This is a genomic window from Syntrophorhabdaceae bacterium (assembly GCA_035541755.1).
GTDB lineage: Bacteria > Desulfobacterota > Syntrophorhabdia > Syntrophorhabdales > Syntrophorhabdaceae > PNOF01.
On the sequence record DATKMQ010000040.1, the window covers coordinates 22,274 to 49,084 of the forward strand.

General features: G+C 50.3%; 29 protein-coding genes. 10 read left to right on the plus strand and 19 right to left on the minus strand.

Annotated features, from left to right (window positions below):
* Nucleotides 1-9: 9 nt before the first annotated feature.
* From VMT62_03250 to larC, 6 genes are read left to right on the plus strand one after another with little or no spacing between them, the layout of a single operon-like run.
* Nucleotides 10-561: an RNA methyltransferase gene (locus tag VMT62_03250; GenBank protein HVN95421.1), complete on the plus strand. Its 552-nt coding sequence runs from the start codon at nucleotides 10-12 to the stop codon at nucleotides 559-561.
* Nucleotides 554-901, plus strand: a complete 348-nt coding sequence (rplS, locus tag VMT62_03255) for a 50S ribosomal protein L19 (GenBank protein ID HVN95422.1) — start codon at nucleotides 554-556, stop codon at nucleotides 899-901. The genes VMT62_03250 and rplS overlap by 8 nt, the downstream gene beginning before the upstream one ends.
* Nucleotides 901-1,485 (plus strand): ribonuclease HII, encoded by a 585-nt coding sequence (locus tag VMT62_03260; protein HVN95423.1) that lies wholly within the window; start codon nucleotides 901-903, stop codon nucleotides 1,483-1,485. The genes rplS and VMT62_03260 overlap by 1 nt, the downstream gene beginning before the upstream one ends.
* Nucleotides 1,475-1,840, plus strand: coding sequence for a YraN family protein (locus tag VMT62_03265; protein HVN95424.1), 366 nt, complete (start codon nucleotides 1,475-1,477; stop codon nucleotides 1,838-1,840). Before VMT62_03260 ends, VMT62_03265 begins: the two co-directional genes overlap by 11 nt.
* Nucleotides 1,837-2,583: a nickel pincer cofactor biosynthesis protein LarB gene (larB, locus tag VMT62_03270; GenBank protein ID HVN95425.1), complete on the plus strand. Its 747-nt coding sequence runs from the start codon at nucleotides 1,837-1,839 to the stop codon at nucleotides 2,581-2,583. The genes VMT62_03265 and larB overlap by 4 nt, the downstream gene beginning before the upstream one ends.
* On the plus strand, nucleotides 2,580-3,749 hold the full coding sequence (larC, locus tag VMT62_03275) for a nickel pincer cofactor biosynthesis protein LarC (GenBank protein HVN95426.1): 1,170 nt from the start codon (nucleotides 2,580-2,582) through the stop codon (nucleotides 3,747-3,749). The genes larB and larC overlap by 4 nt, the downstream gene beginning before the upstream one ends.
* Before the next feature lie 36 nt (nucleotides 3,750-3,785).
* Here larC and VMT62_03280 read toward each other — a convergent pair whose 3' ends face one another.
* The 15 genes from VMT62_03280 to rplC form a co-directional block, all read right to left on the minus strand.
* Nucleotides 3,786-4,424 (minus strand): response regulator, encoded by a 639-nt coding sequence (locus tag VMT62_03280; protein HVN95427.1) that lies wholly within the window; start codon nucleotides 4,422-4,424, stop codon nucleotides 3,786-3,788.
* Nucleotides 4,425-4,623: 199 nt separating this feature from the next.
* Entirely contained in the window at nucleotides 4,624-4,917 is a 294-nt protein-coding gene (locus VMT62_03285) for a DUF721 domain-containing protein (protein HVN95428.1), read from the minus strand.
* Nucleotides 4,918-4,920: 3 nt separating this feature from the next.
* Entirely contained in the window at nucleotides 4,921-6,447 is a 1,527-nt protein-coding gene (gene metG, locus VMT62_03290) for a methionine--tRNA ligase (protein ID HVN95429.1), read from the minus strand.
* 138 nt (nucleotides 6,448-6,585) lie between these two features.
* Nucleotides 6,586-7,422, minus strand: a complete 837-nt coding sequence (gene ricT / locus VMT62_03295; GenBank protein HVN95430.1) for a regulatory iron-sulfur-containing complex subunit RicT — start codon at nucleotides 7,420-7,422, stop codon at nucleotides 6,586-6,588.
* A gap of 6 nt (nucleotides 7,423-7,428) precedes the next feature.
* Nucleotides 7,429-8,415 carry a DNA polymerase III subunit gene (locus VMT62_03300; protein ID HVN95431.1) on the minus strand — a complete coding sequence of 329 codons (987 nt, stop codon included), beginning with the start codon at nucleotides 8,413-8,415 and terminating at the stop codon, nucleotides 7,429-7,431.
* Entirely contained in the window at nucleotides 8,405-9,025 is a 621-nt protein-coding gene (tmk, locus tag VMT62_03305) for a dTMP kinase (GenBank protein ID HVN95432.1), read from the minus strand. Before tmk ends, VMT62_03300 begins: the two co-directional genes overlap by 11 nt.
* A gap of 155 nt (nucleotides 9,026-9,180) precedes the next feature.
* On the minus strand, nucleotides 9,181-9,747 hold the full coding sequence (gene efp / locus VMT62_03310; GenBank protein HVN95433.1) for an elongation factor P: 567 nt from the start codon (nucleotides 9,745-9,747) through the stop codon (nucleotides 9,181-9,183).
* Between the two features lie 58 nt (nucleotides 9,748-9,805).
* The gene (locus VMT62_03315) at nucleotides 9,806-10,873 is read right to left on the minus strand and encodes a Xaa-Pro peptidase family protein (GenBank protein HVN95434.1); all 1,068 of its coding nucleotides are present in this window, start codon (nucleotides 10,871-10,873) and stop codon (nucleotides 9,806-9,808) included.
* Between the two features lie 48 nt (nucleotides 10,874-10,921).
* The gene (locus VMT62_03320) at nucleotides 10,922-11,092 is read right to left on the minus strand and encodes a hypothetical protein (GenBank protein HVN95435.1); all 171 of its coding nucleotides are present in this window, start codon (nucleotides 11,090-11,092) and stop codon (nucleotides 10,922-10,924) included.
* Between the two features lie 112 nt (nucleotides 11,093-11,204).
* Nucleotides 11,205-11,933, minus strand: a complete 729-nt coding sequence (yqeC, locus tag VMT62_03325) for a selenium cofactor biosynthesis protein YqeC (GenBank protein HVN95436.1) — start codon at nucleotides 11,931-11,933, stop codon at nucleotides 11,205-11,207.
* Nucleotides 11,911-12,165, minus strand: a complete 255-nt coding sequence (locus tag VMT62_03330; protein HVN95437.1) for a DUF2007 domain-containing protein — start codon at nucleotides 12,163-12,165, stop codon at nucleotides 11,911-11,913. The genes yqeC and VMT62_03330 overlap by 23 nt, the downstream gene beginning before the upstream one ends.
* Nucleotides 12,149-12,610, minus strand: a complete 462-nt coding sequence (locus VMT62_03335) for a hypothetical protein (GenBank protein ID HVN95438.1) — start codon at nucleotides 12,608-12,610, stop codon at nucleotides 12,149-12,151. Before VMT62_03335 ends, VMT62_03330 begins: the two co-directional genes overlap by 17 nt.
* Complete coding sequence (gene folE2, locus VMT62_03340) at nucleotides 12,607-13,416, minus strand: GTP cyclohydrolase FolE2 (protein HVN95439.1); 810 nt, start codon at nucleotides 13,414-13,416, stop codon at nucleotides 12,607-12,609. The genes VMT62_03335 and folE2 overlap by 4 nt, the downstream gene beginning before the upstream one ends.
* Nucleotides 13,406-13,774 (minus strand): 6-carboxytetrahydropterin synthase, encoded by a 369-nt coding sequence (locus tag VMT62_03345; protein HVN95440.1) that lies wholly within the window; start codon nucleotides 13,772-13,774, stop codon nucleotides 13,406-13,408. The genes folE2 and VMT62_03345 overlap by 11 nt, the downstream gene beginning before the upstream one ends.
* A 70-nt stretch (nucleotides 13,775-13,844) precedes the next feature.
* On the minus strand, nucleotides 13,845-14,495 hold the full coding sequence (rplC, locus tag VMT62_03350) for a 50S ribosomal protein L3 (GenBank protein HVN95441.1): 651 nt from the start codon (nucleotides 14,493-14,495) through the stop codon (nucleotides 13,845-13,847).
* Nucleotides 14,496-14,726: 231 nt separating this feature from the next.
* Between rplC and VMT62_03355 the strand changes: the two genes are divergently transcribed.
* The 3 genes from VMT62_03355 (at nucleotide 14,727) to VMT62_03365 (ending at nucleotide 18,067) form a co-directional block, all read left to right on the plus strand.
* Nucleotides 14,727-15,509, plus strand: a complete 783-nt coding sequence (locus VMT62_03355) for an HDOD domain-containing protein (GenBank protein ID HVN95442.1) — start codon at nucleotides 14,727-14,729, stop codon at nucleotides 15,507-15,509.
* Between the two features lies 1 nt (nucleotide 15,510).
* Nucleotides 15,511-17,451: a response regulator gene (locus VMT62_03360; GenBank protein HVN95443.1), complete on the plus strand. Its 1,941-nt coding sequence runs from the start codon at nucleotides 15,511-15,513 to the stop codon at nucleotides 17,449-17,451.
* Between the two features lie 388 nt (nucleotides 17,452-17,839).
* Complete coding sequence (locus VMT62_03365) at nucleotides 17,840-18,067, plus strand: hypothetical protein (GenBank protein HVN95444.1); 228 nt, start codon at nucleotides 17,840-17,842, stop codon at nucleotides 18,065-18,067.
* Between the two features lie 202 nt (nucleotides 18,068-18,269).
* Here VMT62_03365 and VMT62_03370 read toward each other — a convergent pair whose 3' ends face one another.
* Nucleotides 18,270-21,029: a PAS domain S-box protein gene (locus VMT62_03370; protein ID HVN95445.1), complete on the minus strand. Its 2,760-nt coding sequence runs from the start codon at nucleotides 21,027-21,029 to the stop codon at nucleotides 18,270-18,272.
* 471 nt (nucleotides 21,030-21,500) lie between these two features.
* Here VMT62_03370 and VMT62_03375 point away from each other — a divergent pair, with 471 nt between their 5' ends.
* The gene (locus VMT62_03375) at nucleotides 21,501-22,736 is read left to right on the plus strand and encodes an MFS transporter (protein ID HVN95446.1); all 1,236 of its coding nucleotides are present in this window, start codon (nucleotides 21,501-21,503) and stop codon (nucleotides 22,734-22,736) included.
* A 319-nt stretch (nucleotides 22,737-23,055) separates the two neighbouring features.
* Here VMT62_03375 and VMT62_03380 read toward each other — a convergent pair whose 3' ends face one another.
* The 3 genes from VMT62_03380 to VMT62_03390 form a co-directional block, all read right to left on the minus strand.
* A complete protein-coding gene (locus VMT62_03380; GenBank protein HVN95447.1) occupies nucleotides 23,056-24,183 on the minus strand; it encodes a phosphoserine transaminase in 1,128 nt (375 codons plus the stop codon).
* Between the two features lie 794 nt (nucleotides 24,184-24,977).
* A complete protein-coding gene (locus tag VMT62_03385) occupies nucleotides 24,978-26,108 on the minus strand; it encodes a nitronate monooxygenase (GenBank protein HVN95448.1) in 1,131 nt (376 codons plus the stop codon).
* A gap of 327 nt (nucleotides 26,109-26,435) precedes the next feature.
* Nucleotides 26,436-26,636 carry a cold-shock protein gene (locus VMT62_03390; protein HVN95449.1) on the minus strand — a complete coding sequence of 67 codons (201 nt, stop codon included), beginning with the start codon at nucleotides 26,634-26,636 and terminating at the stop codon, nucleotides 26,436-26,438.
* Between the last annotated feature and the right edge of the window lie 175 nt (nucleotides 26,637-26,811).

Consider the following 26,811-nt stretch of genomic DNA (forward strand, 5'->3'; position numbering starts at 1 on the left):
AGCATAGGGGTGATTCACTACCCTGTCTATGACAAAAGGGGTGAGATCGTGGCAACGAGTGTCACGAACCTGGAAATACATGATATTGCACGAACATGCATGACTTTTGGTATTGACTTATGCTATATTGTAACGCCTCTTATAAAACAACGGGAGATCGCTGAAAAGCTCATCCGCCACTGGGTTCACGGATATGGAGCCACATACAATCCCGCAAGGGGCGAGGCATTACGGAAGGTACGGATTATGGCCACGGCCGAGGAAATGATCGACCATATGGGGCGGGAGGAGAGGCCCCTTGTGGTGGGCACGTCGTCGCGAGAGAGGGCCCATAAAGCCGTGACGTATCAGGAACTGAACGGATTCATCCAAAGGGAGGCGCGGCCATGTGTTGTGCTTTTCGGCACGGGATGGGGCCTTGCAGACGAAATCGTCGATGGGTGCGACAAGATGCTTGTTCCCATCAGGGGAAAAGGCAATTATAACCACCTCTCCCTGAGGGTAGCGATAGGTATTATACTTGACAGAATTTTCGGCGAAAGAGGAGGACACAATGAATGAAATGATCGATTTGATGGAAAAAGAGCATATGAGACTTGACCTGCCCGAGGTCAAGGTTGGCGATAACGTAAAAGTCTATACGCGTATCTTTGAGGGTGACAAGGAGAGGATTCAGGTCTTCGAAGGTGTTGTGATCCGCAAGAGAGGCGGCAACACAAAAACCACCTTCACCGTACGGAAGGTTTCCTACGGCGTAGGCATCGAGAAAACGTTTCCCATGCATTCACCCTTAATTGACGCCATAGAGACGACCGGCAAGAGCAAGGTGAGACGTTCGAAACTCTACTATCTGCGGAGCCTCAAAGGCAAGGCCGCGAAGCTGAAAGAAAAAAGAGATTAATGAAGTGTCTGCTTGCAGGTCTTGTAGGCGGGATAGATGAGGCCGGGAGAGGGCCTCTCGCCGGACCTGTTGTTTCTTCCTGTGTTGTCTGGCAGTATATGCCCCGGGATACAAAAGGCGTCATTGATTCCAAGCTGTTAGGCGAGCCGGACAGGGTGCGTCTATTTTCGTGGATCCTGGAGAATGCCTCACGTGTGGGCATAGGCATGGCGAGCCATGAAGAGATCGACCGGATAAACATCCTCAGGGCAAGCCTTCTTTCCATGGAGAGAGCCCTTATCGCCACGGGTGTCATGCCAGCGCTCATTCTCGTAGACGGAAATCACAGCCTCAATGACCATCCCCAGGCAAAAGCCGTGGTCAAGGGTGATAGAAAGTGTTTTTACATCGCCTCTGCATCGATCATTGCAAAAGTAGTAAGAGACCGGATTATGGATGCCTACCACCTGGTCTATCCTCAATATGATTTCAACAAGCATAAAGGTTATCCTACAAAGGGCCATAAACTGGCCATTGCGAGGCACGGCGTCTCTCCGATTCACCGCAAGACCTTTCGAGGCGTGAGAGAGTATTGTGCTGAATAAGAAAGAAATAGGCGCCGAGGGCGAAGGCCTGGCCGTAAAAGCTCTGAAAAAGCAGGGCTACAAGATCATCGAGAAGAACTATCGAACAAGGTTCGGCGAGATCGATATCATCGCCGAGGAAAAGGGGTACCTGGTATTCATCGAGGTGAAGCGCCGCAGTTTCGCCTCTTTCGGAGCCTCCCTCGACGCCGTCGATGAAAAGAAGAAAGATCATATGATTCGAGCCGCCGCCTACTACCTCAAGGATCGTAGGTGCTTCAACAGAAAAGTGCGCTTTGACGTAGTAGGTATTGACGACGACAGGTTGAAAATTGTGCGCCATGCGTTTATAGTAGAAGAGGATTCCCGAACATGATCGACGAGAAGGTGATGAGATTGCTCAGGTCTGTAGAAGAGGGGAAGGTGTCCGTAAACGACGCCTACAAAGCCCTTCAGGACATGCCATATGAAGATTTGAGCCATACCAAGGTGGATCACCACAGGGTCATGAGAAAAGGTCTTCAGGAAGTCATATTTGGCCAGGGCAAGGCACTCAACCAGATTATCGACATCGTTGCGTCCATGCGCAAGAGAAACCAGGATGTGCTCGCGACCCGTATCGATAAGAAGGCCGGTGGGGTCCTCAAAAAGAGATTTCCAGCCGGTACCTATCATGAAGCGGCGCGGTGTTTCGCTATTATGAAACGGTCGACAAAAAAATTGGGCAAAGGGATGATTCTCGTTATATCGGCCGGCACGAGCGACATCCCCGTAGCTGAAGAGGCTTACGTGACGTCGGTGTTCTTCGGGAATGAGACAGAGAAGCTCTATGACGTGGGCGTGGCAGGCATTCACCGGCTCTTCGGAAATCTTGACGTCGTGAAGAAAGCCAAAGTGATCATCGTGGCTGCCGGCATGGAAGGTGCCCTGCCATCCATTGTGGGCGGTATCGTAGGAGTGCCGGTTCTCGCGGTGCCTACAAGCGTTGGCTACGGCGCGAGCTTCGGAGGACTTACCGCCCTTCTCGCCATGCTCAATTCGTGTTCCACCGTTTCTGTTTTCAATATCGACAATGGTTTCGGTGCTGCATACTTTGCAACCTTGATAAACAGACTATGAAAATATTGGTTATTGATCCCATTTTCGGCATAAGCGGCGACATGATGATTAGTGCCATGATCGACGCCGGGATGCCCTTTCAAGAGGTTCAGGACATGCTCAGGAAGATACCGAAGCCCCTGCCGGCCATGGCTCCCGAACGACTGACGCAGGGGGTGATCGACGGTGTCCATCTTGCCATCGGCAAAAGCGAGCTCCATCTCACCATAGGTGAGATGCAACAGATAATCAGTAAGATCGATGTGGAAGAGAAGATAAAACAGGACGCTCAGTCCATGCTCGATATTATCCTCGACGCCGAATCCAAGATACACGGCATACGACGAGACGAGCTCCATCTCCACGAGCTCTCCCACGTGGACACGCTCATAGACCTTCTATGCGTGGCCAAGGGAATGAACTATTTCAAAATAGAAAAGGTATATTGCGGGGCCGTGCCCTGTGGCAGAGGCACCATCGCCACGGCCCACGGGATCATCCCGAACCCACCGCCGGTCACCCTTGAGATACTCTCGGGCCATGCTATAGTCCTCTATGATGAACCTCTCGAACTGACGACCCCTACGGGTGCGACGATAGTGAGACACTACGCGAAAGACAAAAATGCGTCCCCGCCTTTCGTCGTCGAGAGAATCGGTTACGGCCTCGGGACATACAAGACGGCGAAACCGGACGCGCTCAGGATATTTATCGGCTCAGTTGAGACGGCGTTGTCGGACGAGCACGTGTTCGTCGTTGAATGCGATCTCGATGATATGGAGACCGAGTATATGGGGGCAGCTGCGGACAGGATACGCGCAAGTGGAGCCCTTGATGTGCTCTATTTCCCGGTCCATATGAAAAAGGGAAGACCCGGCATACGCGTTTGCGCGACAGTCTCCTCTGAAAAACTTGAAGACGTTATCGAGAACATCTTTCAGGAGACCTCCACATTCGGCGTGAGAGTCGCGCGCGAAGGCCGCCGTATTCTGAGAAGGAAAGAAACAACCGTTGAGACCTCCTACGGACCGATTCGCGTTAAGAACGGTTTTGACGCTCAGGGGAGACTCGTGAAAACCCACATCGAATTCGAAGACATAAAGAAGATTGCCGACGAAAAAGGTCTTCCGTACAGGCTCCTCCTCGATTCGGTGAGGTTAGAGATAGGACACCGGAACAGATCATAGAAAGAAGCCACGAGTAACTGAGTCGGTCTTCTCGATCTATTTTGCCGCGTTCTTCATTTCGTCGCGGAATTTCTCCGCGCATTCCGGGCAAATGCAGTGGGTAAACATTGCGTTGGTATGCCTGGTGAAATAGGCCTCCAGCTGGTCCCAGTAACCCTCATCGTCTCGTATTTTTTTGCAGGAGGCGCAGATTGGTATGAATCCTCTCAGGGTCTTTATCTCCGCGAGAGCTTCCTGTAAATTTGCGATCAGTTTCTTCTGCTCTCTTTCTTTTTCTCTGAGAGCGTTCTCTGCCCGTTTGATCCGTTCCATGGACTGTACCCTGGCGAGAAGCTCCCTATTGGAAATGGGTTTGACGATATAACCGTCAGCCCCGCTGTTCAAGCCCTCCGCCTGGTAGTCGGAAGAGATCCGGACCCCCGACGTAAGAATGACAAACGTGTCTCGTAACCTCTCCTCTGCCTTAATCTGTCTACATATCTCAGTACCCGAGGCGTCGGGAAGCATCACGTCGAGCAAGACGAGATCGGGTTGCTCACGCCGAAGAATTTCAAGACATTCGCGCCCTGTTTCAGCTTGAAGCACCTCATATCCCCCCCTTGTCAAAACCGCGATCGCCAAAAGGAGGAGCTCCGGGTCGTCGTCCGTTACGAGCACTTTCATCGTTTCATTCACGTGTGGCCTCGCCGGGGTGTTTTGCCGGTCCGTAATCCCGGTGCCGCCTCGTAACGCAACGTATCTTTTTTTGTTGTATACTCCGTACGATCATATGCTCAGTCTGTCTTTGTTTAACAATATGGTCAATATAGTGATGAAGAACTCGGGCGTCAACCTCTTGAAAAATATTTTGTGAAAAGATTGAAGATGATCGCTCTTACGATCTGTTCTTAAGAAAGAACCGCAGGTCCTTGAACAGACCTTCTTTGATATTTCTATCGATCTTTGTGATGATATCGACCTTCATATATTTTAGCTGGGAAAGCCAGAGGGGATCGTCGACTTCAACATAGAGGACTCGGTTGCTCACGTTGGCGGGCCGCGCGTGGCTTGCCGTTTTTTCTCCCACGATTTCCTCCCAGGAGCTGAAGATCTTGATCTCTTCCAGATCCTTGATGTTGTAGTCTTTGAGAACTTTTCTGAGGGCGCCTCTCAAGGGGACAAAAGCCATTATCTACGCCTCTATTCTTGGAAAAATGGGGGCTATTTTGTCGATGGCGGAAAGATCAGGGGGAGTGAAGAACCGTGCTTCGTCATCAAAGATGGCCGATTCAATTGATTTTCCTATGCCTAAGGCGCTCCAGATCTGTTGGGACCTCGTGGGCATGAAAGGATAGAACAGAACGGCAACTATGCGCAGGCCGTTCCAGATATTGTAAAGGACCGTCTTGATGCGCGGATCGCCCTCTTTTGCGAGCCTCCAGGGCGCTTCGGAATCAATGTATTTGTTGAGAATCGAGACAATTTCGAAGGCGTTCTGCAAAGCCTTGTGGTACGAGAATACCTCCATCTCTTTCCGATACTCGTCGATGGCTTTCATAGCGGCATCCTCAACGTATTCGTCCATGCCGCCCTTTTTCTCGGGTTTCTGAATCCTGCCCCCCAAGAATTTTCCGATCATGGTGACGCTTCTGCTCGTCAGGTTTCCGAAGTCATTGGCCAGATCGCCGTTAATTCTGTGGACCACGGCTTGCTTTGAAAAATCGCCGTCAAGGCCAAAGGGCACTTCCCTGAAGAGGAAGAACCTGAATTCATCGACGCCGTACGTTTTCACGATTTCGCGAGGGTCAACGACATTGCCTAAGGATTTGGACATCTTTTGTCCCTCGATAGTCCACCAGCCGTGCGCGAAGATATGTCTGGGCGGGGTAAGGCCATAGGACATGAGGAAGCTCGGCCAGTATACGGCATGAAACCTGAGGATGTCCTTGCCGATAAGATGAGCGTCGCAGGGCCAGTAGGCATTGAACGTCTCCATATCTTCAAGGAAACCGATGCCGGTCAGATAATTCGTCAGGGCGTCAAACCACACGTAGACTATGTGACGCTCGTTTCCGGGCACGGGAATTCCCCACTGAAAGCTCGTCCTGCTGACGCTCAAGTCCCTAAGCCCGCCCTTGACGAAACTTGCAACCTCGTTATATCTGATCTCCGGCAGGATGAAATTTTTCTGATGGTTGAGTAGATCAAGGAGGGGTTGAGTGTACTTTGAGAGTTTGAAAAAATAACTCTCTTCTTTCAATTTTTCGGGTTTTCTCAGACAGTCCGGACAGAGCCCGTCCTTGAGCTGCAACTCCGTATAGTATGCTTCGCAAGGAACACAATACCAGTCCTCGTATTCGCCAAGGTAGATATCACCTTTCTCAAGGACTTTCTCAAATACGTGCTGGACCACCTTTCTGTGACGTTCTTCGGTCGTCCTTATGAAACCGGTATTGGTAATATTGAGCGCATGCCAGAGATCGGTGAACCGGTGGACCATGTTGTCTGCGTGCTCTTTGGGATGGATGTTGAGCGCCTGGGCGGCCTTCTCCACCTTCTGCCCGTGTTCATCCGTGCCTGTCAGGAAGAATACCCTGAACCCTTGAAGGCGCCTGTACCGTGCCATTATGTCCGCTGCGATCGTGGTATATGCGTGGCCTATGTGGGGCACGTCATTGATATAGTAGATCGGGGTGGTGATATAGTATTTTTTGTCCATTGAGCACTCCAAATGAGCGTAACCAAATAGTGCTGTTGCAGGAACCAGATTAGGATATAATAACCGGTTGCCAAATTACAATAACAAAAGACTTCGGATAATAGGCCACGCTTGGTAGTTGTTTTTGAATCGTCGCCTTCAGCGTTTTTTGTCCGCTTGCGGGTGATGAGGGGGCGCCGGTTTCTTCTCCTGGTCAGGATGAAGGGTTATGTCCTTGAGCGGCAGGGTCACCTCTTTGCCGTCGTCGAGGTGAACGGTGATGGTGGAATTCAGCGTGTTGTGTTTTACGACCTTGCCTTCCCCCTGGGGCACCACAACCCTTTTGCCGATTTTGGGGAACCCCTTCTTCCCGTCGACGTAGGTATCGTACTCATATGAAAGACAGCACATGAGCCTTCCGCATATGCCCGAAATCTTTGCGGGGTTGAGCGCCAGACTCTGCTCCTTCACCATCTTAATGGAGACAATAGAGAAGTTATTCAAAAACCTCCTGCAACAGACCGTGTTTCCGCAGTTCCCCAATCCCCCGATAATCTTCGCCTCATCCCGCACACCGACCTGTCTCAATTCGACCCTGACCTTGAATTCTTTTGCCAGTTCCTTGACAAGGTCTCTGAAGTCTACCCTGTTCTCCGCTATGAAATAAAAGAGAAGTTTACCCCCGCCAAAAAGGTACTCGGTGTTGAGGAGCTTCATGGGGAGGCCCATTTCCTGGATCTTCTGTCTGCAGAAGTCGAAGGCATAACGCTCCTTTTCCTTCAGGGCCTTATATTCCTTTACCTCTTCCTCCGTCACCTTCCGCGTCATTTTCTTTAATCCTTCCCTGGAGGTCTCAACAGGTTCAGTAATGACTTTGCCGAGACAGGCCCCCTTATCCAGCTCGCTCACGACAAAATCGCCGATCCGCACATCACCTATTGCCTCGAGCTCGACTACGCCTGTCAGTCTATCTATGGCCACGTAACAGCTTTTCATACCGTCCTACCTCATAACCTGGAACAACAGGTTCTCAAATGCGAGCCACCTGTTTATATTATACCGCATAACGCGCGTGGTTTCCTGAATTCTTTGAAGTCTATCCTCAACCCATCTCACGTCCGGTCCCTGTCGGGACAGAAGCTCTTCCACATCCTTATTCACTAGTTTCCCGCGATCGCCGGTATGCTTGAGCACGAGAAGGTCCCGAAAGAGCGAAAGCAAGAAAGCGAGATACATGCCGAAGCCGCCCTCGGTGGCGGCAATCCTCTCTGTTATGAGAGACGCCCCGACAAAGTTCCTTCCTCCGCCGAGAATGAGTTCCGCGACCATGCGCCGCAAGTTCAGATTGTCGTCTTCGTTCCAGAAGAGTCCGCATCCGATACTTCCATAGGAAATATCGGCAAGAAGCTCAGCATGTCTCTCCTGAACCTGTTCTCCGGAAGCCGGCTTATTGTCGGTATACAGGTGTTGCACAAAGTATTGTTTCAATTGTTCCTTGAGAAGAGGGGTGAAGAATATCCTCGTGCATCGTGACCGTATGGTGAGAGGAATTTCCTTCTCGGCTGAGGTGACGAGAAAGAACACATTGAAAGGGGGCGGCTCTTCCAGGGTCTTTAGGAGGGCGTTAGCGGCCTCAGGGGTGAGTTTTTCCGCGCTATCAATAATGATGGCCCGCCTGTCACTCTCGTAAGGGTATTCGTAGATTTCCTTACTGAGCATCCTTGACCGGTCTATACCGATCGAACCCTGGCCCTCGATGGCGATGAGATCCGGATGGCTTCCGCGGGTGAGCTTAATGCAGGCGCGACATGTGCCGCAGGCCGAGTGGGTTTCACAGAACAGGTAGTTAACAAATTCGCGCGCAACCTGCTTCTTTCCGATCCCGTCCTGGCCGCAGAACAGAAAGGCATGCGCGATATTCTTGCGCTCAAGCATGGCCAAGAGAAGTCTCTTTTGCCTTTCATGGCCGATGATACGGTCAAATCCCATAGGTTGTAAAAAGCTCCTCCACTTTCTTTCTAATGGCCATCTGTATGGTATTTTTATCGAGCGTGCCCTTGATGACAAAGAAACGCTTTGGATCTTCTTTAGAGAGTTTCTCATAAGCCTTCCGTATCTTTCTGTGGAACGAAAGGTCCTCTTTTTCGAACCTGTCCATGGATGCTGCCCGCGCTTTTCTGCCGAGCCCCTCTTTTACCGGACAGTCGAGCAGGATCGTGAGATTGGGTCGGATGCCTTTCGTAACGAACCGATTGAGCGTCTCAATGATACCGAGATCGATGCCCCTGCCATAGCCCTGGTATGCATATGAAGCATCGACGAACCGGTCACAGAGAACGATTTTGTGTTCCTTGAGGGCAGGTCTGATCAGTTGTTCCACGTGTTGCGCCCTCATGGCCATGAATACGAGAAGTTCAGAAAGAGGATAAACCTCCATATGCTCGTGGAGAAAGACTTTCCTCAATATTTCACCGAACGGTGTACCGCCAGGTTCGCGGGTCTTGATGACCTTTTTCTTTTTGCCTATCAGATAGTTATACAGGAGTTCTATCTGCGTGGTTTTACCGCTTCCTTCAATACCTTCAAACGTGATCAGCATGAAACCCTCTTGGATGGAATGATGAGTATCGTATATACAACCCGGACGGATATGGACGAGACGTCATCGTCTCACCTGCTCGGATTCGTTATGACCTGAGCGCATCGCGCGTAAGGTTGTAGGTGACTTCATTTGTCCTTGTTTCAATTTTCCTTCTACTTGAGAACCCTGTCCATGTAATCGCCGGTCCTCGTATCGATGCGGACCGTATCACCCTCTTCAACGAACAGGGGGACCTGTATGGTGTACCCTGTTTCCAGAACCGCTGGTTTCGTGGCATTCTGAGCGGTGTCACCCTTTACCCCGGGCTCGGCCTGCACAATGCGCAGCTCGACGAAATTCTGTATGTCTACGCCCAGTGTCCTTCCCTGGTAAAAAAGGATTGTTGCGACCATGCCTTCTTTCAAATAGTTCTTGGCGTCGCCTAAGCTCTTTTCGTCGATGAAGAGCTGGTCGTAGGTATTCTGGTCCATGAAGTGGTAGTTGACGTCTTCCTTATAGAGGAACTGCATGGCTTTTTCCTCCATCTCAGGGACTTCCGCCTTGTCGCCGGAACGATACGTTCTATCAAGTACGTTACCCGAGACGAGGCTTTTGAGACGTGTTCTCACAAAGGCTCCGCCCTTTCCTGGTTTCACATGCTGAAAATCAACGATCACAAAAGGTTCGTTGTCGACCAATATTCTCAAACCTTTTCTGAATTCCGATGTACTGACAATCATTCTTTCCTCCTGCTTTAAATTCTGTCCGGCATGCGCATCCGCCGGATCACGTTTATCTCTAAATGATGAAGAGATCCTTCCGAAGACGGGTGAGGACGCTTGCACCTTCTTCGGTAATAAGGACCATGTCTTCGAGCCTTACCCCGCCGATATTCGGCAGGTAGATACCCGGTTCTATGGTGACGATCATATTTTCCTCGAGGAGGCCTTGGGAGTTACTGGATATGGTCGGGGCTTCATGGACGGCGATGCCGACCCCATGACCCACGCCGTGCCGGAAAAATTCTCCGTATCCTTTTTCTCCGATATATCCCCTAACAATAGCGTCAAGGTCTTTTATGGCCACCCCCGCTTTCGCGTGCGCGAGCCCGAGCCTTCTCGCCTCGTCGACGATCGTATAAATTGCCCCGATCTCTTCCTTAGGTGGCCCCATGAGCACCGTGCATGTTTCGTCGCTGCAATACCCGTTTACCTGGACACCGAAATCGATGATAACCGCGTCGCCCAGTGCTATGGGTCTGTCTGACGGTTCTGCGTGCGGAAGAGCCGATCGCGGCCCTGATGCCACGATGGTCTGAAATGCCGCGTTATCAGCCCCCAATCTTCGCATGGCATAATCGAGGTCGCTCGCGACCTCCTTTTCCGTTCTGCCGGGCACGATCCTTTCTAAAACTTCGGTGAACGAATCCGTCGCGATCGTTATTGCATTAACCATCGCGTTTATTTCATCCGGTTCCTTAATCTGTCTAATCTCTTCTATGGAGTTTTCAAGCGGAATGAGCGACACATCGGGCAGCATTTCCTTTAAGAGTTGGTAAAGGTTGTAGGGCACATGGAAACTGTCGAAGCCCATCCGCTGAATGCCGTATTTCTGACAGATATCGAGGAAGACGTTCTGTTTTTGTCTGACCTCGACGACCTGAATACCCCTGGTTGCCTCTTTTGCGTGGGTAATGTAGCGAAAATCGGTGAGAAGGATAACATCTCCCTTGGTAACGACAAGCGTGCCCTCGGAACCCCTGAACCCCGTGAGGTAAAAGATATTGTCCATACCCTTGAGCACACATGCATCGAGACCTGCCTCCCCGATGACGTGGAGCACTTTTTCAATCCGGTTTTCTCGCATCCTCTGCTACCGCGCCTTCTCGACTGAGATTATATTCAATACGAAGCCCTACCTCTTTGCCTTCAGATCTTTTTTCAGTAAGGCGATTTGTTTCTTATAAAAATCGTTGTGAGGCTCTTTCTTGAAAAGTTCCTTATATATCTCCAATGCCTGCTCTACGTAGCCCTGGTCCAGATAAATCTTTGCCAGGGTGGCCGATATAATCCCGGGTTTTTCCATACAGGGGATAGTTAAATGAATCTCTCGCCAAAAATCAAGCTAAATCGTATAATATCGGCCTTTTATCGTGCAATCGCTGGCGTACGCATAAGCCTTTCCAAGTCGAGGAGAGCTACCCCGTGAGCTGCCGCACTTCGTAGAAGAGATCGCAGGCCACACTGGCGATGATAACCATTTGAAGACCTGTATTCCTCATGATGGCTTTGGCCACCTCGATGGGGCTTTCTCGCTTAATCAAGGCGTCGTACTTATTGAGCACGAAGAGGCAATGTGCTTTTTGCACGTTCTTAAGCATGCTCTCGTTTGTGAGAAGCATCGCAAAGATATCCGGCGAGACTATCCCGTCCCCCGTCCTCCCGCCTTCTTTCTCGAACAGTTCCCACCTGAAGACCTTCTCCCGCACGGGGCCAAAGAAACCGTCAAGACCGGCTACCACGAAAACCAATTCGGAGAAAGGTGGTATCACGGGTTCATGGGAGGCAGGGTATTTAAGAGGTCTGCCTTTTGCCCCGTCTGCTTCTATGAGAATCGTATCGAAGCTCCCACCCAGTTCGAGAAGATCCTCAAAATCCAATGCGGTGAGTTTCTCGTTTTCAAGGGTCTTTCCGATCCGAACCACGCCGCCCTGCGTGGCCGTGTTCAGGGAGCCTTTTGAAAGGAGTCTGTACGGCTCGCGAGCGTATATCTTTGTCGTGGTCGTAATCGCAGCCTTTCTGTGTTGCGATGCGACCCGGGCGGCCAGATATTCCATGAGGGAAGTTTTACCCCCGGCCCCCACCAGGGCGATATATTTCTTGTCTGCGATGTGGCGTAAAGGGTCAATCTTTTGAATATGCCACATAGGGAAGGCGTTTGATACGTTCGACTATTTCAAGAACCCGCTTTTTGTTCTCTTCTTCCACGAAGAGCGTCGCGTAGCCTTTTTGGAGAATAAAAAGGCCGTCATAGGCGGTATCCTTGTGTTCTTTGATGCTACAGGCTATGTTCTCTTTTTCGAGAGCATCTTTGATCATGTCCATTTCAAAGATGCTCTCGATGGTATGAATCTTTACCCATTTATTTGACGGACTCATTTGGTGTCTGGACTGAGCCCCTGTCGCTTGGTCCAATCCAAATTTCCACCTCCGTCGTCCCAAAGGCTGCGCGAGACATCTTGATATTGCATGTCTTGTCTTCTTTTACGTAATTCAGCACAACGTCTTTGTATCGAAAACTATTGATGTATTTCCATCCGTTCTTGGGCATGTTTATCTTGAAATAGTTCTCGAGGGATTGGAATTCGACGTTCCCGCTCAGGAAGAGCACACCGGCCCTGAACGTGGGAGTTTCATAGACGAAGCTCTTCTCGCTCACGATAGTGAGTTCCTTGGGCACAGGTACATCAGGAAAGCCGTAAAACACCTGATTGGGTCCTTCCTGCCTCGGCGGGGCAGCGTTCTCGGCGCCTCCCTTCTGAAAATACGCACACCCGGAACAGAGCAATAGAATGACAAAAAGCAGAACGATAGATTTCCTCATACACTCCCTCCCTTGTTATTTCTTTCAAGATACGCATAGGCGCTGTGGTTATGGATACTCTCAAAATTTTCGGCCTCAACGGCGAACCACTCGATATTCGTATCTTTTGAAAACGTATCGGCTATGTCCCTCACGACGTCCTCGACGAATTTAGGGTTTTCGTAGGCCTTTTCCGTGATGAACTTTTCATCTTCCCTTTTGAGAATAGAGTATATATCACTACTGGCACATTTTTCTATAGTATTTATTATATCTTCTATCCAGAAGAGCCGCTTAGCCCTCAGGTTTGTTTTCACCACGCCACGCTGGTTATGCGCTCCATACTTGCTTATTTCTTTGGAGCAGGGACACAGCGTGTTGATAGGCACCGACACGGAGACAACAAATTCCTTCATAACGTCTTGATTATCCATGGAGCCCCAGAATCCGCACTCATATTCCATATAGCTCTGGGTTTTTGATACGGGGGCTTCCTTCTTGATGAAATAGGGGAATTTGACGATTATGTAAGCCGATTCCGCATCCAGTCTTCTTTTCAGCTCTTTCAAAATATCGGGGAAATTCTTCATGTTGATCATGTTCTTGTTCTCGTGGAGGATCTCAACGAATCTGCTCATATGAGTCCCTCTGTAATGATGCGGAAGGTTGACGTACATATCGATGGTCGCAATAGTGTGCTGGGTACCGTTTGCCTTGTCGAGCACGATGATCGGATATTTTACGTTCTTGACCCCCACCTTATCGATCTCGATTTCCCGATCGTCAGGCATGCTCTGCACGTCGGCCATCTTTGCTTTATCGCTCATAAGCGGCATACGCCTTGTCCGATTCCCAGACCCGTACCTCTTTGAGTGAGACGCCGGTTGTCTTGATCTTTTTTTCCATCTGTCCGTGTATGTACATGGCGATATATTCTGCTGAGCTTGCCTTCTCGGAAAAGAAAGGTATCTCGTTGAGATACTTATGATCGAGTAGAGCGAGCACCTGTCGTAAGTTATCCTTGAGAATTTTGAAATCGATGAGCAGCCCGTCCGCGCCGAGCGTCTCTCCCGAGAAGAAAGCCTCGACAAGGAAATTATGGCCGTGGAGTTCCTCGCACTGTCCTTTGTACCCCACGAGCCTGTGCGCGGCCGCGAAGCTATCCTTAACACATAGGGTAAACATACGATACTCTATAGTCTGGATTGGGATAAAGTCAATAGATAAGGGAAGACGCCCTCTCCTCGATACGCGACTACTTCTTGACCTTCTTGACTGCCTTTCTGATGACGACGTAACCCTTGGCCGGGCCCGGAACCGCGCCTTCGATGAGAAGGAGGTTCGTATCACCTCTCACATCGATCACTTTCAGGTTCTGTACCGTTATCCGGGCAGCGCCCATATGGCCGGGCATCTTCTTGCCCTTCATGGTCCTGCCGGGGGTCATGTTCTGGCCGATCGATCCGCCGTGTCGGAAATATTCATGTGCGCCGTGAGATGCCGGTGCGCCACCGAATCCATGGCGCTTCATAACGCCAGCGAATCCCTTGCCTTTTGACGTGCCAACCACGTCCACATAATCTCCGATCTCGAACATGTCTACCGAGTGTGTACTTCCTACTTCGCTTAACTCGAGGTCCGCTTCGGTTACCCTGAATTCCTTCAACACGGCGGTCGGTTTCATATTTGTCTTCTTGAAATGGCCGAGAAGCGGTTTATTGAGCCGCTGAGTCTTAACTACTTCCTCAAAGCCGAGTTGAACCGCGTTATACCCTTCTTTAAGCACCGATTTCTTCTGAATGACTGTGCACGGACCTGCCTGTATTACCGTAACGGGTATGATGTTCCCGTGTTCGTCAAAGATTTGTGACATGCCGAGCTTTTTGCCTATAAGTCCTAATCCCATGATACACACCTCCGGAAAATTGTAAGATAATAGTAGAAAAAGCCTGTAAAGTCAAGATGGAAATCGATTTCTCACCCCGTTTAGCCCGTGACGAGCCGGATATATGGTGCGAAAATTGTGATAAATTGAACGAATTCGTAAATTTTTCTTAAAAAATCCTTTATTTTTTTCTCAAATGTACGAAAATATGGGTATAGACGTATGGCGACCAATCTATCAAGAGTGGAACTAGTGAACAGGGCGACCGATTTGAAGGTGATCCCTACCTTGAATGGCATCGTGGAAAAGGTCTTTCACGTGCTCGGCAACAACAATTCCTCATTCAACGACCTCTGCGACGTGGTCCAGTATGATCAGGCCATATCGTCGAAGATAATCAGTATTGCGAACTCAGCCTACTACAGCAGGGGGGTGGAGATCTTCAACCTGCAGAGGGCAATGCTGACCATCGGTTTTGAAGAGGTGAGGGGAATTGTCACCTGTCTCATGTTTATGGAGAATATTCTCAAGAAATTGAAACTCAAGGAACAGGACCTCTTCACCCTGTGGAAACATGCCATCGAGGTTGCCTGCGGCGCGCGGACCCTTTCGGAAAGGATGATCCTGGAAGACGCACCCAAGGTATATACCGTATCGCTTCTCCACGATCTCGGAAAGATCGTTTTCTATCTCAGCGCCCCAGACTACGGTGAAATCATGAAACAGACAAAACAGAACGGAAAAGACACCGTGGCCGTGGAAAAGGAGTACTTTGGCATCGATCATCAAGAATTAGGATATATGATAGCCGTTAAATGGAAGTTCCCGCACGATTTTGCCCATGTTATCCGGTACCATCATACGTCAGAGGCCGGGGACAAATATACCACTCTTTTTCGGCTCGTGAATGCCGCAAACCGGTTCACCCACGGTACGCACAACCCGCAGAGCCCTGAAGGATTCATTTTGGAAAAGGAAAAGGACAATATCGGCAAAGAGGTAGATAAAATTATGGATTTTTTGCAATTAAGCTGACATGAAGAGAGAAGAATTACAGTCCGAATCGATCAAACTGCAGTGGAACTTTTACGAAAGGGCCATCAACAACTACTCGATCATTATGCGGATCATGAGCAGCGTCGAAGACGACCTCCTCATAAGCTATATACCGAAAGTTTTTGTGGAAGAGTCGTTCTTTGATGTCTGTAAGATCATGATTGACGATAACGGCGTTATCCGCCAGGGTTTCTACAGCATCGACGACACGCTGGGCGACCTTGATTTTACCAGCATTTCTATGCTCAACAGCGGGGCCAGCGCCCCGTCCCTTATCGACGATGTATTCGGGTACGGTACCCTCTATGTTTATCCGTTGAAAAAAGATCTGAGCGTGATCGGTTATCTGGTTCTGGGCAAACGGTATTATATAGATCTTGAGGTGAGGCTGCTGCGAGAGCTCGAGATCGTCTGCGACATCTATAACAAATCCTTGCTCCTCAACACCAACGGACGGCGCCACGAGGTCCACTCGAAAGAGGCCTTTGAAAGGGTTTTAGAAGAGCTTCCCGATGCCTTTCTGCTCATCGATAAGAAGAACTTTATCTGTTACGCGAATAGAAAGGCCAAGGCCGAATTCGAGACCAAGAAGGGGATGCTCATAGGTGAAAAGATTGAGCAGATCGTCCCCGGTATTACAGAGGAATTCACGAAAAAGACCGGGGTTCATTACGGGCAGGTCACGTACAAATATGGCGAGGCCTACAAGATATTCAAAATCGAAAGTTTCACCGTAAAAGAGACGGACCATAAGGGCGAGTGGCGAGGTCTCATGCTCAAAGACGTCGTGGGCAAAAGGATCAGCGAGGAAGAATACCTGGTCAAGCAGAAGATGGAGAGCATAGGCATGCTCGCCGGAGGTATTGCCCATGATTTCAATAACATGCTTACCGGCATTCTGGGTTACGCATCGCTCATGAAGAAATTCTTGCAGGATAACTCCAAGCTCAACCGGTATGCGGAGGCCATAGAACATTCGGCGCAGAGGGCATCAAAACTGACCCAGCATCTTCTCAATTTCTCACGGCGGCAGAAAAAGTCGACGGGAACGGTCAACCTCAATGCATTACTTGAAGATGTGCTCTTCCTCCTCAAAGAGAGTTTCAGGGAAATTACCATTGAGAAGGCCCTGGAGGAGACGCTGCCTTCGGTAAAGGGAGACGAGGCGGAGCTGCAGAATGTCTTTCTCAACCTCCTCATTAATGCCAAAGACGCCATGGACGGCAAAGGCCTGCTCCAGGTGGCTACGATGCTGAAGACGCACGTCGACGGTAAGCAATTCGTCACCGTTGAGATAACAGACACGGGCAAAGGCATAGACGAAGATCTCAAGTCGAAGATCTTTGAACCGTATTTTTCCACTAAGGAAAACGGTTTCAACCTGGGTATGGGCCTCTACCTTGTCGACCGAGTCATCAAGGACCATGGCGGGTTTATCGAGATCGAGAGCAAGAAAGAAAAAGGGACAAAATTCATTCTGTATATGCCCGTTCCCACTGCCACTGTCACAAGAGAGATCGTCAAACAGGTGTCCTTCAAAAAGGAGATCCTTAAAGGGAAATCAATCCTTGTGGTCGATGACGAGGAGATGATCAGAGAGCTTGCAAAAGGCGTCCTCGCGGACACCGGCATTCGAATCTTCGAGGCGGTAAGCGGAGACCAGGCAATCAGTATCTTCAAGAAGCATCGGGACTATATTGATGTGGTCTTTCTCGATGTTATCATGCCGGGGCTCAAGGGCGATGAAGTGCTCAAGAGACTTCGCGAAATCAGAAAGAATATCAAGGTCATCATTTCAAGCGGTTTCATGAGCGAAGACCAGCGAGATAAACTCAAAGGATTCACCATCGAAGCCTTTCTTGATAAGCCGTTTAAGGATGAGGACATCCTTGCATCGATCATAGAAGTCCTTTCCAAATAGGGCCAAGCCGGGTCCGATCATCTGCGCGAATCCATCGCTTCACCGCTCCAAAACCTGATGAGCACTGAAGAAGTGCTACGCAAAAGGGGGCCTTCTACAAATTTTGTAGGTATCCCGAACGCCACATGTTCCGTCTCAAGACATGTTTGAGAGGCGTAAGCTACGCGTTCTGACTCAAGAATCCTTCATGGTCATGTCCAGGCATTGAGTCCTGGTAACTATTTGTATTCATTATATATCATCGACTATTATGGAAACGACGTCCCCTTGGCTCGGGGCGGTTCGCGGCCGCGGCGAGGGTCTTTCAGGGCAGGCTGAAATCCATGCGGCATACTTATTGCTCTACTAGATATTCATGGCAGCTGACACGATAAGGAGGGAACCTAAAATGATAGACTTCATTCTTGAATGTAAATGTGCTTTTTGCGGTACGCCCTATCCGGTAAAATTGAGAAAAATGTGGCTCAATCTCCATGACGCCTGTCCTGTCTGCGGATTCGAAAATCAATTGTCTGAAGAGAAGGCGATTATGGCCTATAAGTATCTGGAAGACCTTGAATACGAACAGATCGTGATGCAGCAGGAAGAACCTGTTCGTTCTGTATGGATGCAATAGCAGTGAGACCCCGCTATTCATTTTCTTGAAGAAGCTCTAACCGACTCGCCGCTAACCTCCATAGCCATCCCGTGCTGCAATATATCGTCGATTGACAATCGCCAGGGGGAAGCCAGAGGTAGACCGATGACTACGAATCAGCGTATCAATTCGTTACCTTACCCCACAACCAGGCATTGGTAGGTTCTTAAAAAATCATGGTTTACGGCAAGAAATCCTTGCGGGTCGCTTTCTCAGGGTCCGGGTCATTGTCGAGCACCTCTCTTACCTTCTGCAGGAGAGTGATCGGCATGATGGGCTTCTGGAGAAAGTTGAACTCTTTGTGTTGAACCCCTTTGTCGAGAACAACGTCCCTCGTGTGTCCACTTGTGAAGATCACCTTGATCCCGGGTCTGATCATACATATTTCATTATAGGCTTCCCGCCCATTTTTTTTCGGCATGACCGAGTCAAGGATGAGAAGGTGAACCGCATCGGATTTCTTGAATTGTTCAACTGCATCCTGACCATCAACCGCTTTAATTGTCGTATATCCGCATTGAGTGAGTATTTTGCTTGTAAGCTCTCTGACCGCTTCATTATCCTCTCCGATGAGAATGGTTTCCCGGCCTCCTTTGATTGGCGCTGGTCCGGATGTTTCTTCCTTTGAAGTTTCTTCTGCCAGAGGAAGGTGAATATGAAATGTCGTTCCCATGTTCGGTTCACTGTACACGGTAATATACCCGTGATGCTGCTTTACGATTCCGTAAACCGTCGATAACCCGAAACCTGTTCCTTTTCCTTCTTCCTTGGTGGTGAAGAAGGGGTCGAAGACCCTTTCCCTGGTAACCTCATCCATACCCGCACCCGTATCTGATATGTAGAGAAGGGCGTATCGCCCGGGTTTGCCGTAACCGTGAAAATGTTGAAACTTATCGTCCAAATCAACCACTTTTGTCTCTATGGTAAAAGTGCCCCCCTGCGGCATGGCGTCTCTCGCATTCGTAGCAAGGTTGAAGAGAATCCGGTCAATCTGGGTTGCATCCGCCATAACGATGATGTCCTGAGCGGCAAGGCGTGTCTCCATAATGATATCCTCAGTGAGGAGGCGGTTAAGGAGCTTTCCCGTCCTCCTGATGATCTTGTGCAGACTCACCTGTTTAAGAGAGATGCGCTGTTGTCTGCTGAAGGCGAGAAGGTTGTGTACAAGGTCGGCCGCTTTTTGCGAGGCAGCGAGCATCTGATCCACATATTCCCGTGACGTTCCACCCTTGACGTGCATTTGCAGGAGAGTAGCGTATCCCACGAGGGCTGTGAGAATATTGTTGAAGTCATGGGCGATACCCCCGGCTAAGGTGCCGATGGCTTCCATTTTCTGTGCCTGATATAATTGGGCCTCAAGGCGTGCTTTTTCCCGCTCGGCCCGTTTCAGGTCTGTTATATCGACGAGCGATGCCACACTCTTGTCAGTGCCCGGGATCATATCGACCACAAAATACATATCCCGCACTTCTCCGGTTCGTGTCACGAACTGAAATCCATATTGTCTCGGGACGGCATCAGGGTTCTTGCGGCGCAAATAATGCGAGGCGAGCATCCTTCCTTGATCCTCTTGCGATACAAATTCGGTCCAGCTCTTCTTGTTTTCAATTTCCTCCTTCGAATAACCGGAAAGGCGTTGACACTCGCTGTTGCAAAGGCTGATTGTCGTATCATTCTCGACGATTATCGTCGCCGCTCCGGTGTTTTCAAATAGCGCCCTGTAGTGCCTCTCCGATTCGGATATTCGTATTTCTGCCCGCTTCCGGTCGGTGATGTCCTGGTTTACCCCGTATCTCTTGACGACTCGGCCTGAATGGTCTTTGACGATACGTCCCCGAACGACGATATGTCGTACGTTACCATCGCGCCGAATAATACGGTGCTCAAGATCGGGAGGGGACTCGGCGGCATATCTCGCGAGATTCTGCTGCACGGTTTGAGAATGACGCAGCCTGTCATCAGGATGCACAAACCGTTCTGCGTATTCCTGCCGTGTCATCCGGTACCCGCCTTCCCGTTGGACGGTCGTGCCGTAAAAGGCGTAGAAGGCATCGTTGAATATCAACACATCCTCGATCGGATCAAGCTCCCAGTAAACGATATTGGCAAGGTCCATGCCCTGAGATAAATGAAGTTCGCTCGTGCGCAGGGCCTCTTCCATCTGTTTTCGTTCCGTGATATCACGCGCTATGCCCATGATCTCTGTTGGATCGCCGTTGGCGTTACGGAGAAACGATGCCTTGACCTCGGCCCATATGGTTGAGCCGTCTTTGCATAACATTTCCAGTTCCAGGACTGTTGTCCGGCTGGGGTCGGCTGTCCCGGTCTTTTCAAGCTCCAATTCTTCTCTGATGGCCCTTTTCACCGATTCCAGACTATGAGCTGTCATGGATTGGCCGACAGGCTGACCGATAAGCTCTTCGGGGGAAAACCCCCTTACTTGCTTTATAGAGGGGCTGACGTATTTGTATTTTAGGTCCAGGCTGTGAACGTAGATCACATCGGTAGCATTGTCGGCAAGCAGACGGTATCTATTCTCGCTTTCTTTCAAAGCCGCCTCGGCGCGTTTATGTCCCGTAATATCGCGGGAAACACCGATCACATATTGTTTTCCGGCAGCATCAGTGTAAAGGGTTTTCGTTGTTTCGATTGTGAGGACATTGCCATGCGGATCGGTTATTGGTTCTTCACTGATGTCTTGCTTCCCGGTCTCGAACACGCGCCCGACACGTGTCCTGAAAATATTAGCTTGCTCTTTTAGGAAAAGATCATACGGGGTTCTTCCCAGCCATCGTTCTAGAGGTATTCCAGACTGTTCGCAAAGCGCCTTGTTGACGAAAATATATCTGTATTGTCCATCGACCACGAAGACCGCATCTCCAAGATGGTCGAGAATCCATTTGCAATATTCAAAGGATTCGGTGAGACTATCTGTGTTCATAGTGCTTTAGGAGCCTCCTTGGATTTGTGCACCGGGGTCGTCAGAATCCGTGGCGCGGGATGAAGCCGACATCCGACCTTATTTTTCCGATTGTTGCATATCATAAACCCAACCATTGCAACATTAATATTATCGTCATAGGCATGCAATTAACTAAGGAGAGAAATCCGATGAGACAGCTCGACGAAACGGAGCAAAGCCATAGGCAGCGGAGAGATTATATTCCAGAGGTAAGACTACTGAAACGTAGAACAATTGCAAAAAACAGTCAAAATCAGGATTGCGGGCAATAACAAAGCCCCCATGTTCGTCCGCTCGCAAAGACTCGTCTATGACACCCTCCGGCAGGATCGATGGGAACTGCTACTCTGCGGGAGAGACCATTCACTCATCGCTGGCAATCCAGGGCGAACTGTGATAGCCTAAGCCGGTAATACTGATCCTTAGGATGCGATAGCTTCAAGCTCAACCATGCTGCGAAACGATCCCAGTCACCCCTCTGCCGTGGCCATCCACCGTGACAACACACAATTGATCCTTTTTCTCAGCGCGCGCGTATCGAGCGTCATGGCCTATCAGATGTTGTCGGTTGCTGTTGGCTGGCACATATACGCCCTTACGGGCAGTCCGTTTTATCTCGGACTTGTGGGGCTTGCGCAGTTCTTTCCCTTGTTCCTTCTCGCCCTTATCGTCGGCCATGTGGCCGACCGGTATGAGCGCCGGACTGTCGGCCGCCTGTGCCAATTATTCGAAAGCGCGGGGGTTGCGGTTCTCGCGGCGGGAAATCTTGCGGGCTGGCTTAACGCTCACCTTATCCTCGGGATTGTGCTGCTCATTGGGGGAGCCAGAGCCTTCGAGGCTCCCACCATGCAAGCGTTTCTGCCAAACCTGGTGTCGAGAGACCGCTTTCCTAAAGCTGTGGCCTGGGCGACTTCCTCCTCCCAGACCGCCGTCATCGTCGGACCCGCTCTTGGGGGCTTCCTCTATGCTGCAAATCCGTCCGTTGCCTATCTTGCAATCGTAGTTCTGTTCGCGGGTGCGAGTCTCGTTACTTCTCGCATTAAGGGGGGACGGGTGAAGAAGGAATCGAGCACAGCCGATCTCAGGTCGGTTTTTGCAGGGATCACTTTCATTCGGGCCAATCCGGCGATCCTGGGGGCAATATCTCTCGATCTCTTCGCGGTTCTCCTTGGGGGTGCAACCGCCCTCTTGCCTGTGTACGCCCGAGACATTCTGTGCGTGGGTCCCTGGGGCCTCGGCTTGCTGCGGTCAGCGCCGGCAGTCGGTGCACTGGCTATGTCGATCAGCCTTGCGCGTCACCCCCTTCAGTCCCGGATCGGCCGCACCATGTTCCTGGCTGTCATCGTTTTTGGAATGGCGACAATCCTCTTCGCGCTATCCACATCACTCATAGTTTCCCTTATAAGCCTGGTCATTCTTGGAGCCGCAGATGTAACCAGTGTCGTTATCCGACAGTTTCTCGTCCAGATTAGAACGCCGGACAACATGCGGGGTAGGGTTGCGGCAGTCAACTCGGTGTTTATCGGTACCTCCAACCAACTGGGTGAATTCGAGTCCGGACTGACCGCGGCCTGGTTCGGAGTGGTACCCGCCGTGCTGATCGGAGGAATAGGCAGCATCATCATCGCCCTGGGGTGGATGCGCCTGTTCCCTGAGCTACTTCACGTCGATAAGGCCCAAGATTGAATGTGGATCGGCTTGCTCCTTGTCGTCTGGAGATTCCTCTCGGGCATCACGTGGTCCAGTGAAATAGGACCGGCATGCCGGCACCATCTTTTGCTGACGGATGAGGGATCAGTGCAGCCTGCGCCACAGATTATACTAAAGAACAAACGTATAAGTCGGCAGTGAACACGGCTAATATCCAACGAACCGGTAAGACGCAGTTACAGTCAACCGTGCCTAACAAAGCTCATGTCCGTCCGCTCGGAAAGATTCGTCTATACTAGTCGATTCTCCATTCAATATAGTTGCCCATTGATGACGTTTTCCTTAATATCGTCAGTTATAAGCTTCGAATCTTTTCACTGAAAACTTTCTCCAATTCTGCAAGCGCCACCTTAAGATCAGCCTCCTCGATGGTCGGACCGCACCAGAAACGGTAGCCGGCGGGTGCATCCTTGTAAGAGTTGATGTCATGCGCGATGTTTTTCTTGCTCAGATCCGACGCGATACTTTTCAAGAATTTGCTCCTTTCATCGGCACCAAGTGCATTGACCTTGGGATGGGTCACGCTCAAACAAACGGACGTATTGGAGCGCACGTTCGGGTCATCGGCCAGAAACTCTATCCAGTCAGTTTTTGCCACCCAGTCGGCCACTACTTTCAGGTTGCCCTGACTTTTTTTAATAAGACCGGAAAGGCCGATCTTGCCTGCCCAATCCAGAGCGTCCAGATAGTCTTCCACACAGATCATCGAAGGTGTGTTGATGACGTCCCCCTCGAAGATCGCCTTATTAATTTTGCCGCCCTTCTTGAGGCGGAAAATCTTAGGCATCGGCCAGGGCGGATCGTATGATTCCAGGCGCGCGACCGCCTTGGGGCTTAAAATCAAAATGCCGTGCGCGGCCTCACCGCCCAGACATTTCTGCCAGGAGAATGTCAAAACATCAACCTTGCTCCAGTCTATTTCCATCGCAAATGCGGCGCTGGTGGCATCACATAAAGACAGGCCTTCGCGGTTGGCCGGAATCCAATTATAGTCAGGAATCTTAACGCCGCTGGTTGTCCCGTTGGCCACAAACACCACGTCATTTGTCCAGTCGACCGACTTTAAATCGGGCAATTTGCCATAATCGACCTTGATGATTTTTGGATTGAGCTTGAGCTGTTTGGCAACATCTGTTGCCCAGCCATCTGAAAAGCTTTCCCAGACCAATACGGTAACCGGCTTGGGGCCAAGCAGACTCCACATGGCGCACTCATAGGCGCCGGTATCAGAAGCCGGCATAATGCCCACCAGGTAATCTGCCGGAATATCCAATAATTTTCGTGTATCGTTAATGGCTTTGACGATTCTTTCTTTGCCGAGCGCGGATCGATGGGATCGGCCGACCGGCGCATTCTTCAGTGCATCGAAACTCCACGACGGTCTCTTGCTGCATGGTCCGGAACTAAAATTAGGATTTTGCATAAATAACGCTCCTTAAAATGAATTTTCGAAAACTGTCACTTTCTTACCGGTATCGCTACCTGCTTATCTCGCATTATATCCCCTGCACCATGTAGAAGAGCGACGACCCTCACCGATTTCCCGGTTCTCCCAGCCGAATGCAGGGCAATCGAGACCTTTTCGCAGAGTATAGTATTTTCTCGCAAGAAAGGCCGAATTACAAGTAGAAAGTTATACGGTTGAGGCCGAGCCGTACAGACCGTGCTGTGCCGGCATCCCAAAAAGGAATACACTTATTCCGGCCGAACCGACGTTACCCCTTCAAATAGAAAGCAATATCAGGTGAGCGGGTTAGGCACCTTCAAGAAATTCCCTTTATCTCTTGGTCCGTTTAGTGCTACTGTAATAGCCTTATGGCAGATTGCAAACGATGCGGTAGAGATAGTGAAGATCCGAAGACAATAACCTGCTCCCCTCAACCAATAGAGTATCAGGACGATATATCTATTCGACGCCTGCCCTATCCGGAAGATACAAAGGAACAGTGTCCCGTGTGCCATGTGACGCCGGGTGGCTTTCACCATGAAGGCTGTTATATGGAGAGATGTCCCAGGTGCGGAAAAAGACTCATATCCTGCGGATGCCCAAAAAAATAAAGTCCCCCCGTTTCAGTCCATCTGAGGGGAGATGTCTTGCCCGAAGGGGCGCGAAACGGCGGGATTGGTTGGCTCAAGTGATTCTGAGGATACAACAAGAAGGCTATTCATTCGTATTCTTGTGTTGCAGTACGTTGCGGGAAACGTTAGGTATTATCATCAATCGCTCTGTGAAGGGCACCGGTCTCCATTCGTTTCACTCGTCAATTCAGCCATCAATTCTTTGACCGTTGTACGCCTGTCGACGCGGTAACCGTTCACACCCACGGTGTACAAAGGTGCCTCTTGTAGATGATTGTGACCGGCAGAGCTTAAAAGGCCATTGCATATACAGAAGCTCGTGCCATCATCAACTCTCGCCCGACATTGGTTAAACACACCATTCCTGTCCTGTCTTAAAATATAGCCCTTGTCGCAGAGAGGCTTTCTCTCCCGATGTAGGGCATTCTGGTACATGGGTGATTCCTTGATGACCATGAACGGAAGACCGCAGGGAGAGCCAGGACTGTGAGACACGATAATATCTTCCCTGCGTGCGTTGATAACGGCCTGCTTGTAGGCGTCAGTGGCACTGCTCTCGTTGGTAACCAGAAAACGCGTGCCCATCTGCACTCCGTCGGCACCCATCTTGAGGAATCTCACGATGTCATCATGGGTGTAAATACCACCTGCGACGATAACCGGAAAATCCCCATGCTTCCCGGCCATTTCTTTTACGGGGGGCAAAAGATTTTCGAGCTTGTTTGATTCGAGATAGATGTCCTCCAGCTTGAAACCCAAATGTCCACCAGCAAGCGGCCCCTCGAGCACGACGGCGTCAGGCCTGTACCCAGTCCGCTCCCATTTCTTGCATATAAGTTCGAGCGCCCTTGCCGAAGAGACGATTGGGATTAGTGCGGTTTCACCAGGTTTTTGGATAACCGGCAGGCCGAGCGGTAATCCTCCCCCGGAGACGATAACGTCCGCCCCGGCATCGATTGCACCCCTTACGGTGTCGTCATAGCTTTTCATGAGGGCTACCATGATGTTGATGCCTGCCACGCCGCCTCTCGCCTTTGCGAGAGAAACCTCTTCGTAGGCTGCTTCGTAGGTCTTCAAATTTTTGCCATTTCTTACGGAGACAAGCCTGTCTAAGGCTGCGCTCGATACGACCCCCAGGCCTCCTTCTTGCGCGACGGCACTGGCCAGGGGAGACAACGATACGCCCACACCCATGCCTCCCTGAACAATGGGTATCTTTATTGTCTTTCCTTTTATTACGAGGGGCGGCAGCGCCTGTCTAAAATCCATAGTCCTTGCTTCACTATCTACGAGATCAAAACGATAGCTCTTTTAACTAACTTAAGGCATGGCATGCCTGATCAAAAGCCGTTCAGGACAACCACGAGACGATCAGTTCGTCCCCCCTGAACCGGTTCTCATTCTGGTCAGGCGTGTCATAGCGCCACATAACTACCATATTGCCGATATCTTCCGTATTGATACGGGCCTCTTAAGTTAAACAGGCCAGGGCCTTCTTTCGCCCGAGCAAAGTTAGGTAGTGGTCCCGCTCGGTTAAGGCACTAGAAAGTGCCTCCCGCTACGGAAAACTCTTACACACGGAAACGGGGTTCAGTCTTATATTTTGCGAACGTTCTCCGCGGCAGGTCCCTTTTGACCTTTAACAACATCGAAAGTGACCCGATCACCCTCGGAAAGCGATTTATAACCTTCTCCCTGGATCGCTGAATGGTGAACGAATACGTCTTTGCCGCCTTCCTGCTCGATAAACCCGAATCCCTTTGAATCGTTAAACCATTTAACTCTTCCTTCTGCCATTTTCCCCTCTCCTTGTATTTTGGTCCTGGCTATAGACTCACGTGAAACAGTGAATACGAGTCGTTTGCGGAGGAATACAACGCCCCATTCCTTCGGCCAGGTATTCTGGACAATTTGAAACCGACAAAGCTTTCTAGCCTGCGGTCTTCCTTATTCGTGAAAAGCCTCCAGTCTC

Bases quoted from the DNA above. Each gene is read 5' to 3' on its own strand.
- rplS (HVN95422.1), top strand. From the start codon at position 554: ATGAATGAAATGATCGATTTGATGGAAAAAGAGCATATGAGACTTGAC.
- VMT62_03260 (HVN95423.1), top strand. From the start codon at position 901: ATGAAGTGTCTGCTTGCAGGTCTTGTAGGCGGGATAGATGAGGCCGGG.
- larB (HVN95425.1), top strand. From the start codon at position 1,837: ATGATCGACGAGAAGGTGATGAGATTGCTCAGGTCTGTAGAAGAGGGG.
- larC (HVN95426.1), top strand. From the start codon at position 2,580: ATGAAAATATTGGTTATTGATCCCATTTTCGGCATAAGCGGCGACATG.
- VMT62_03285 (HVN95428.1), bottom strand. From the start codon at position 4,917: ATGGCTTTTGTCCCCTTGAGAGGCGCCCTCAGAAAAGTTCTCAAAGAC.
- metG (HVN95429.1), bottom strand. From the start codon at position 6,447: ATGGACAAAAAATACTATATCACCACCCCGATCTACTATATCAATGAC.
- ricT (HVN95430.1), bottom strand. From the start codon at position 7,422: ATGAAAAGCTGTTACGTGGCCATAGATAGACTGACAGGCGTAGTCGAG.
- VMT62_03300 (HVN95431.1), bottom strand. From the start codon at position 8,415: ATGGGATTTGACCGTATCATCGGCCATGAAAGGCAAAAGAGACTTCTC.
- tmk (HVN95432.1), bottom strand. From the start codon at position 9,025: ATGCTGATCACGTTTGAAGGTATTGAAGGAAGCGGTAAAACCACGCAG.
- efp (HVN95433.1), bottom strand. From the start codon at position 9,747: ATGATTGTCAGTACATCGGAATTCAGAAAAGGTTTGAGAATATTGGTC.
- VMT62_03315 (HVN95434.1), bottom strand. From the start codon at position 10,873: ATGCGAGAAAACCGGATTGAAAAAGTGCTCCACGTCATCGGGGAGGCA.
- VMT62_03320 (HVN95435.1), bottom strand. From the start codon at position 11,092: ATGGAAAAACCCGGGATTATATCGGCCACCCTGGCAAAGATTTATCTG.
- yqeC (HVN95436.1), bottom strand. From the start codon at position 11,933: ATGTGGCATATTCAAAAGATTGACCCTTTACGCCACATCGCAGACAAG.
- VMT62_03330 (HVN95437.1), bottom strand. From the start codon at position 12,165: ATGAGTCCGTCAAATAAATGGGTAAAGATTCATACCATCGAGAGCATC.
- VMT62_03335 (HVN95438.1), bottom strand. From the start codon at position 12,610: ATGAGGAAATCTATCGTTCTGCTTTTTGTCATTCTATTGCTCTGTTCC.
- folE2 (HVN95439.1), bottom strand. From the start codon at position 13,416: ATGAGCGATAAAGCAAAGATGGCCGACGTGCAGAGCATGCCTGACGAT.
- VMT62_03345 (HVN95440.1), bottom strand. From the start codon at position 13,774: ATGTTTACCCTATGTGTTAAGGATAGCTTCGCGGCCGCGCACAGGCTC.
- rplC (HVN95441.1), bottom strand. From the start codon at position 14,495: ATGGGATTAGGACTTATAGGCAAAAAGCTCGGCATGTCACAAATCTTT.
- VMT62_03360 (HVN95443.1), top strand. From the start codon at position 15,511: ATGAAGAGAGAAGAATTACAGTCCGAATCGATCAAACTGCAGTGGAAC.
- VMT62_03365 (HVN95444.1), top strand. From the start codon at position 17,840: ATGATAGACTTCATTCTTGAATGTAAATGTGCTTTTTGCGGTACGCCC.
- VMT62_03370 (HVN95445.1), bottom strand. From the start codon at position 21,029: ATGAACACAGATAGTCTCACCGAATCCTTTGAATATTGCAAATGGATT.
- VMT62_03375 (HVN95446.1), top strand. From the start codon at position 21,501: ATGCTGCGAAACGATCCCAGTCACCCCTCTGCCGTGGCCATCCACCGT.
- VMT62_03380 (HVN95447.1), bottom strand. From the start codon at position 24,183: ATGCAAAATCCTAATTTTAGTTCCGGACCATGCAGCAAGAGACCGTCG.
- VMT62_03385 (HVN95448.1), bottom strand. From the start codon at position 26,108: ATGGATTTTAGACAGGCGCTGCCGCCCCTCGTAATAAAAGGAAAGACA.
- VMT62_03390 (HVN95449.1), bottom strand. From the start codon at position 26,636: ATGGCAGAAGGAAGAGTTAAATGGTTTAACGATTCAAAGGGATTCGGG.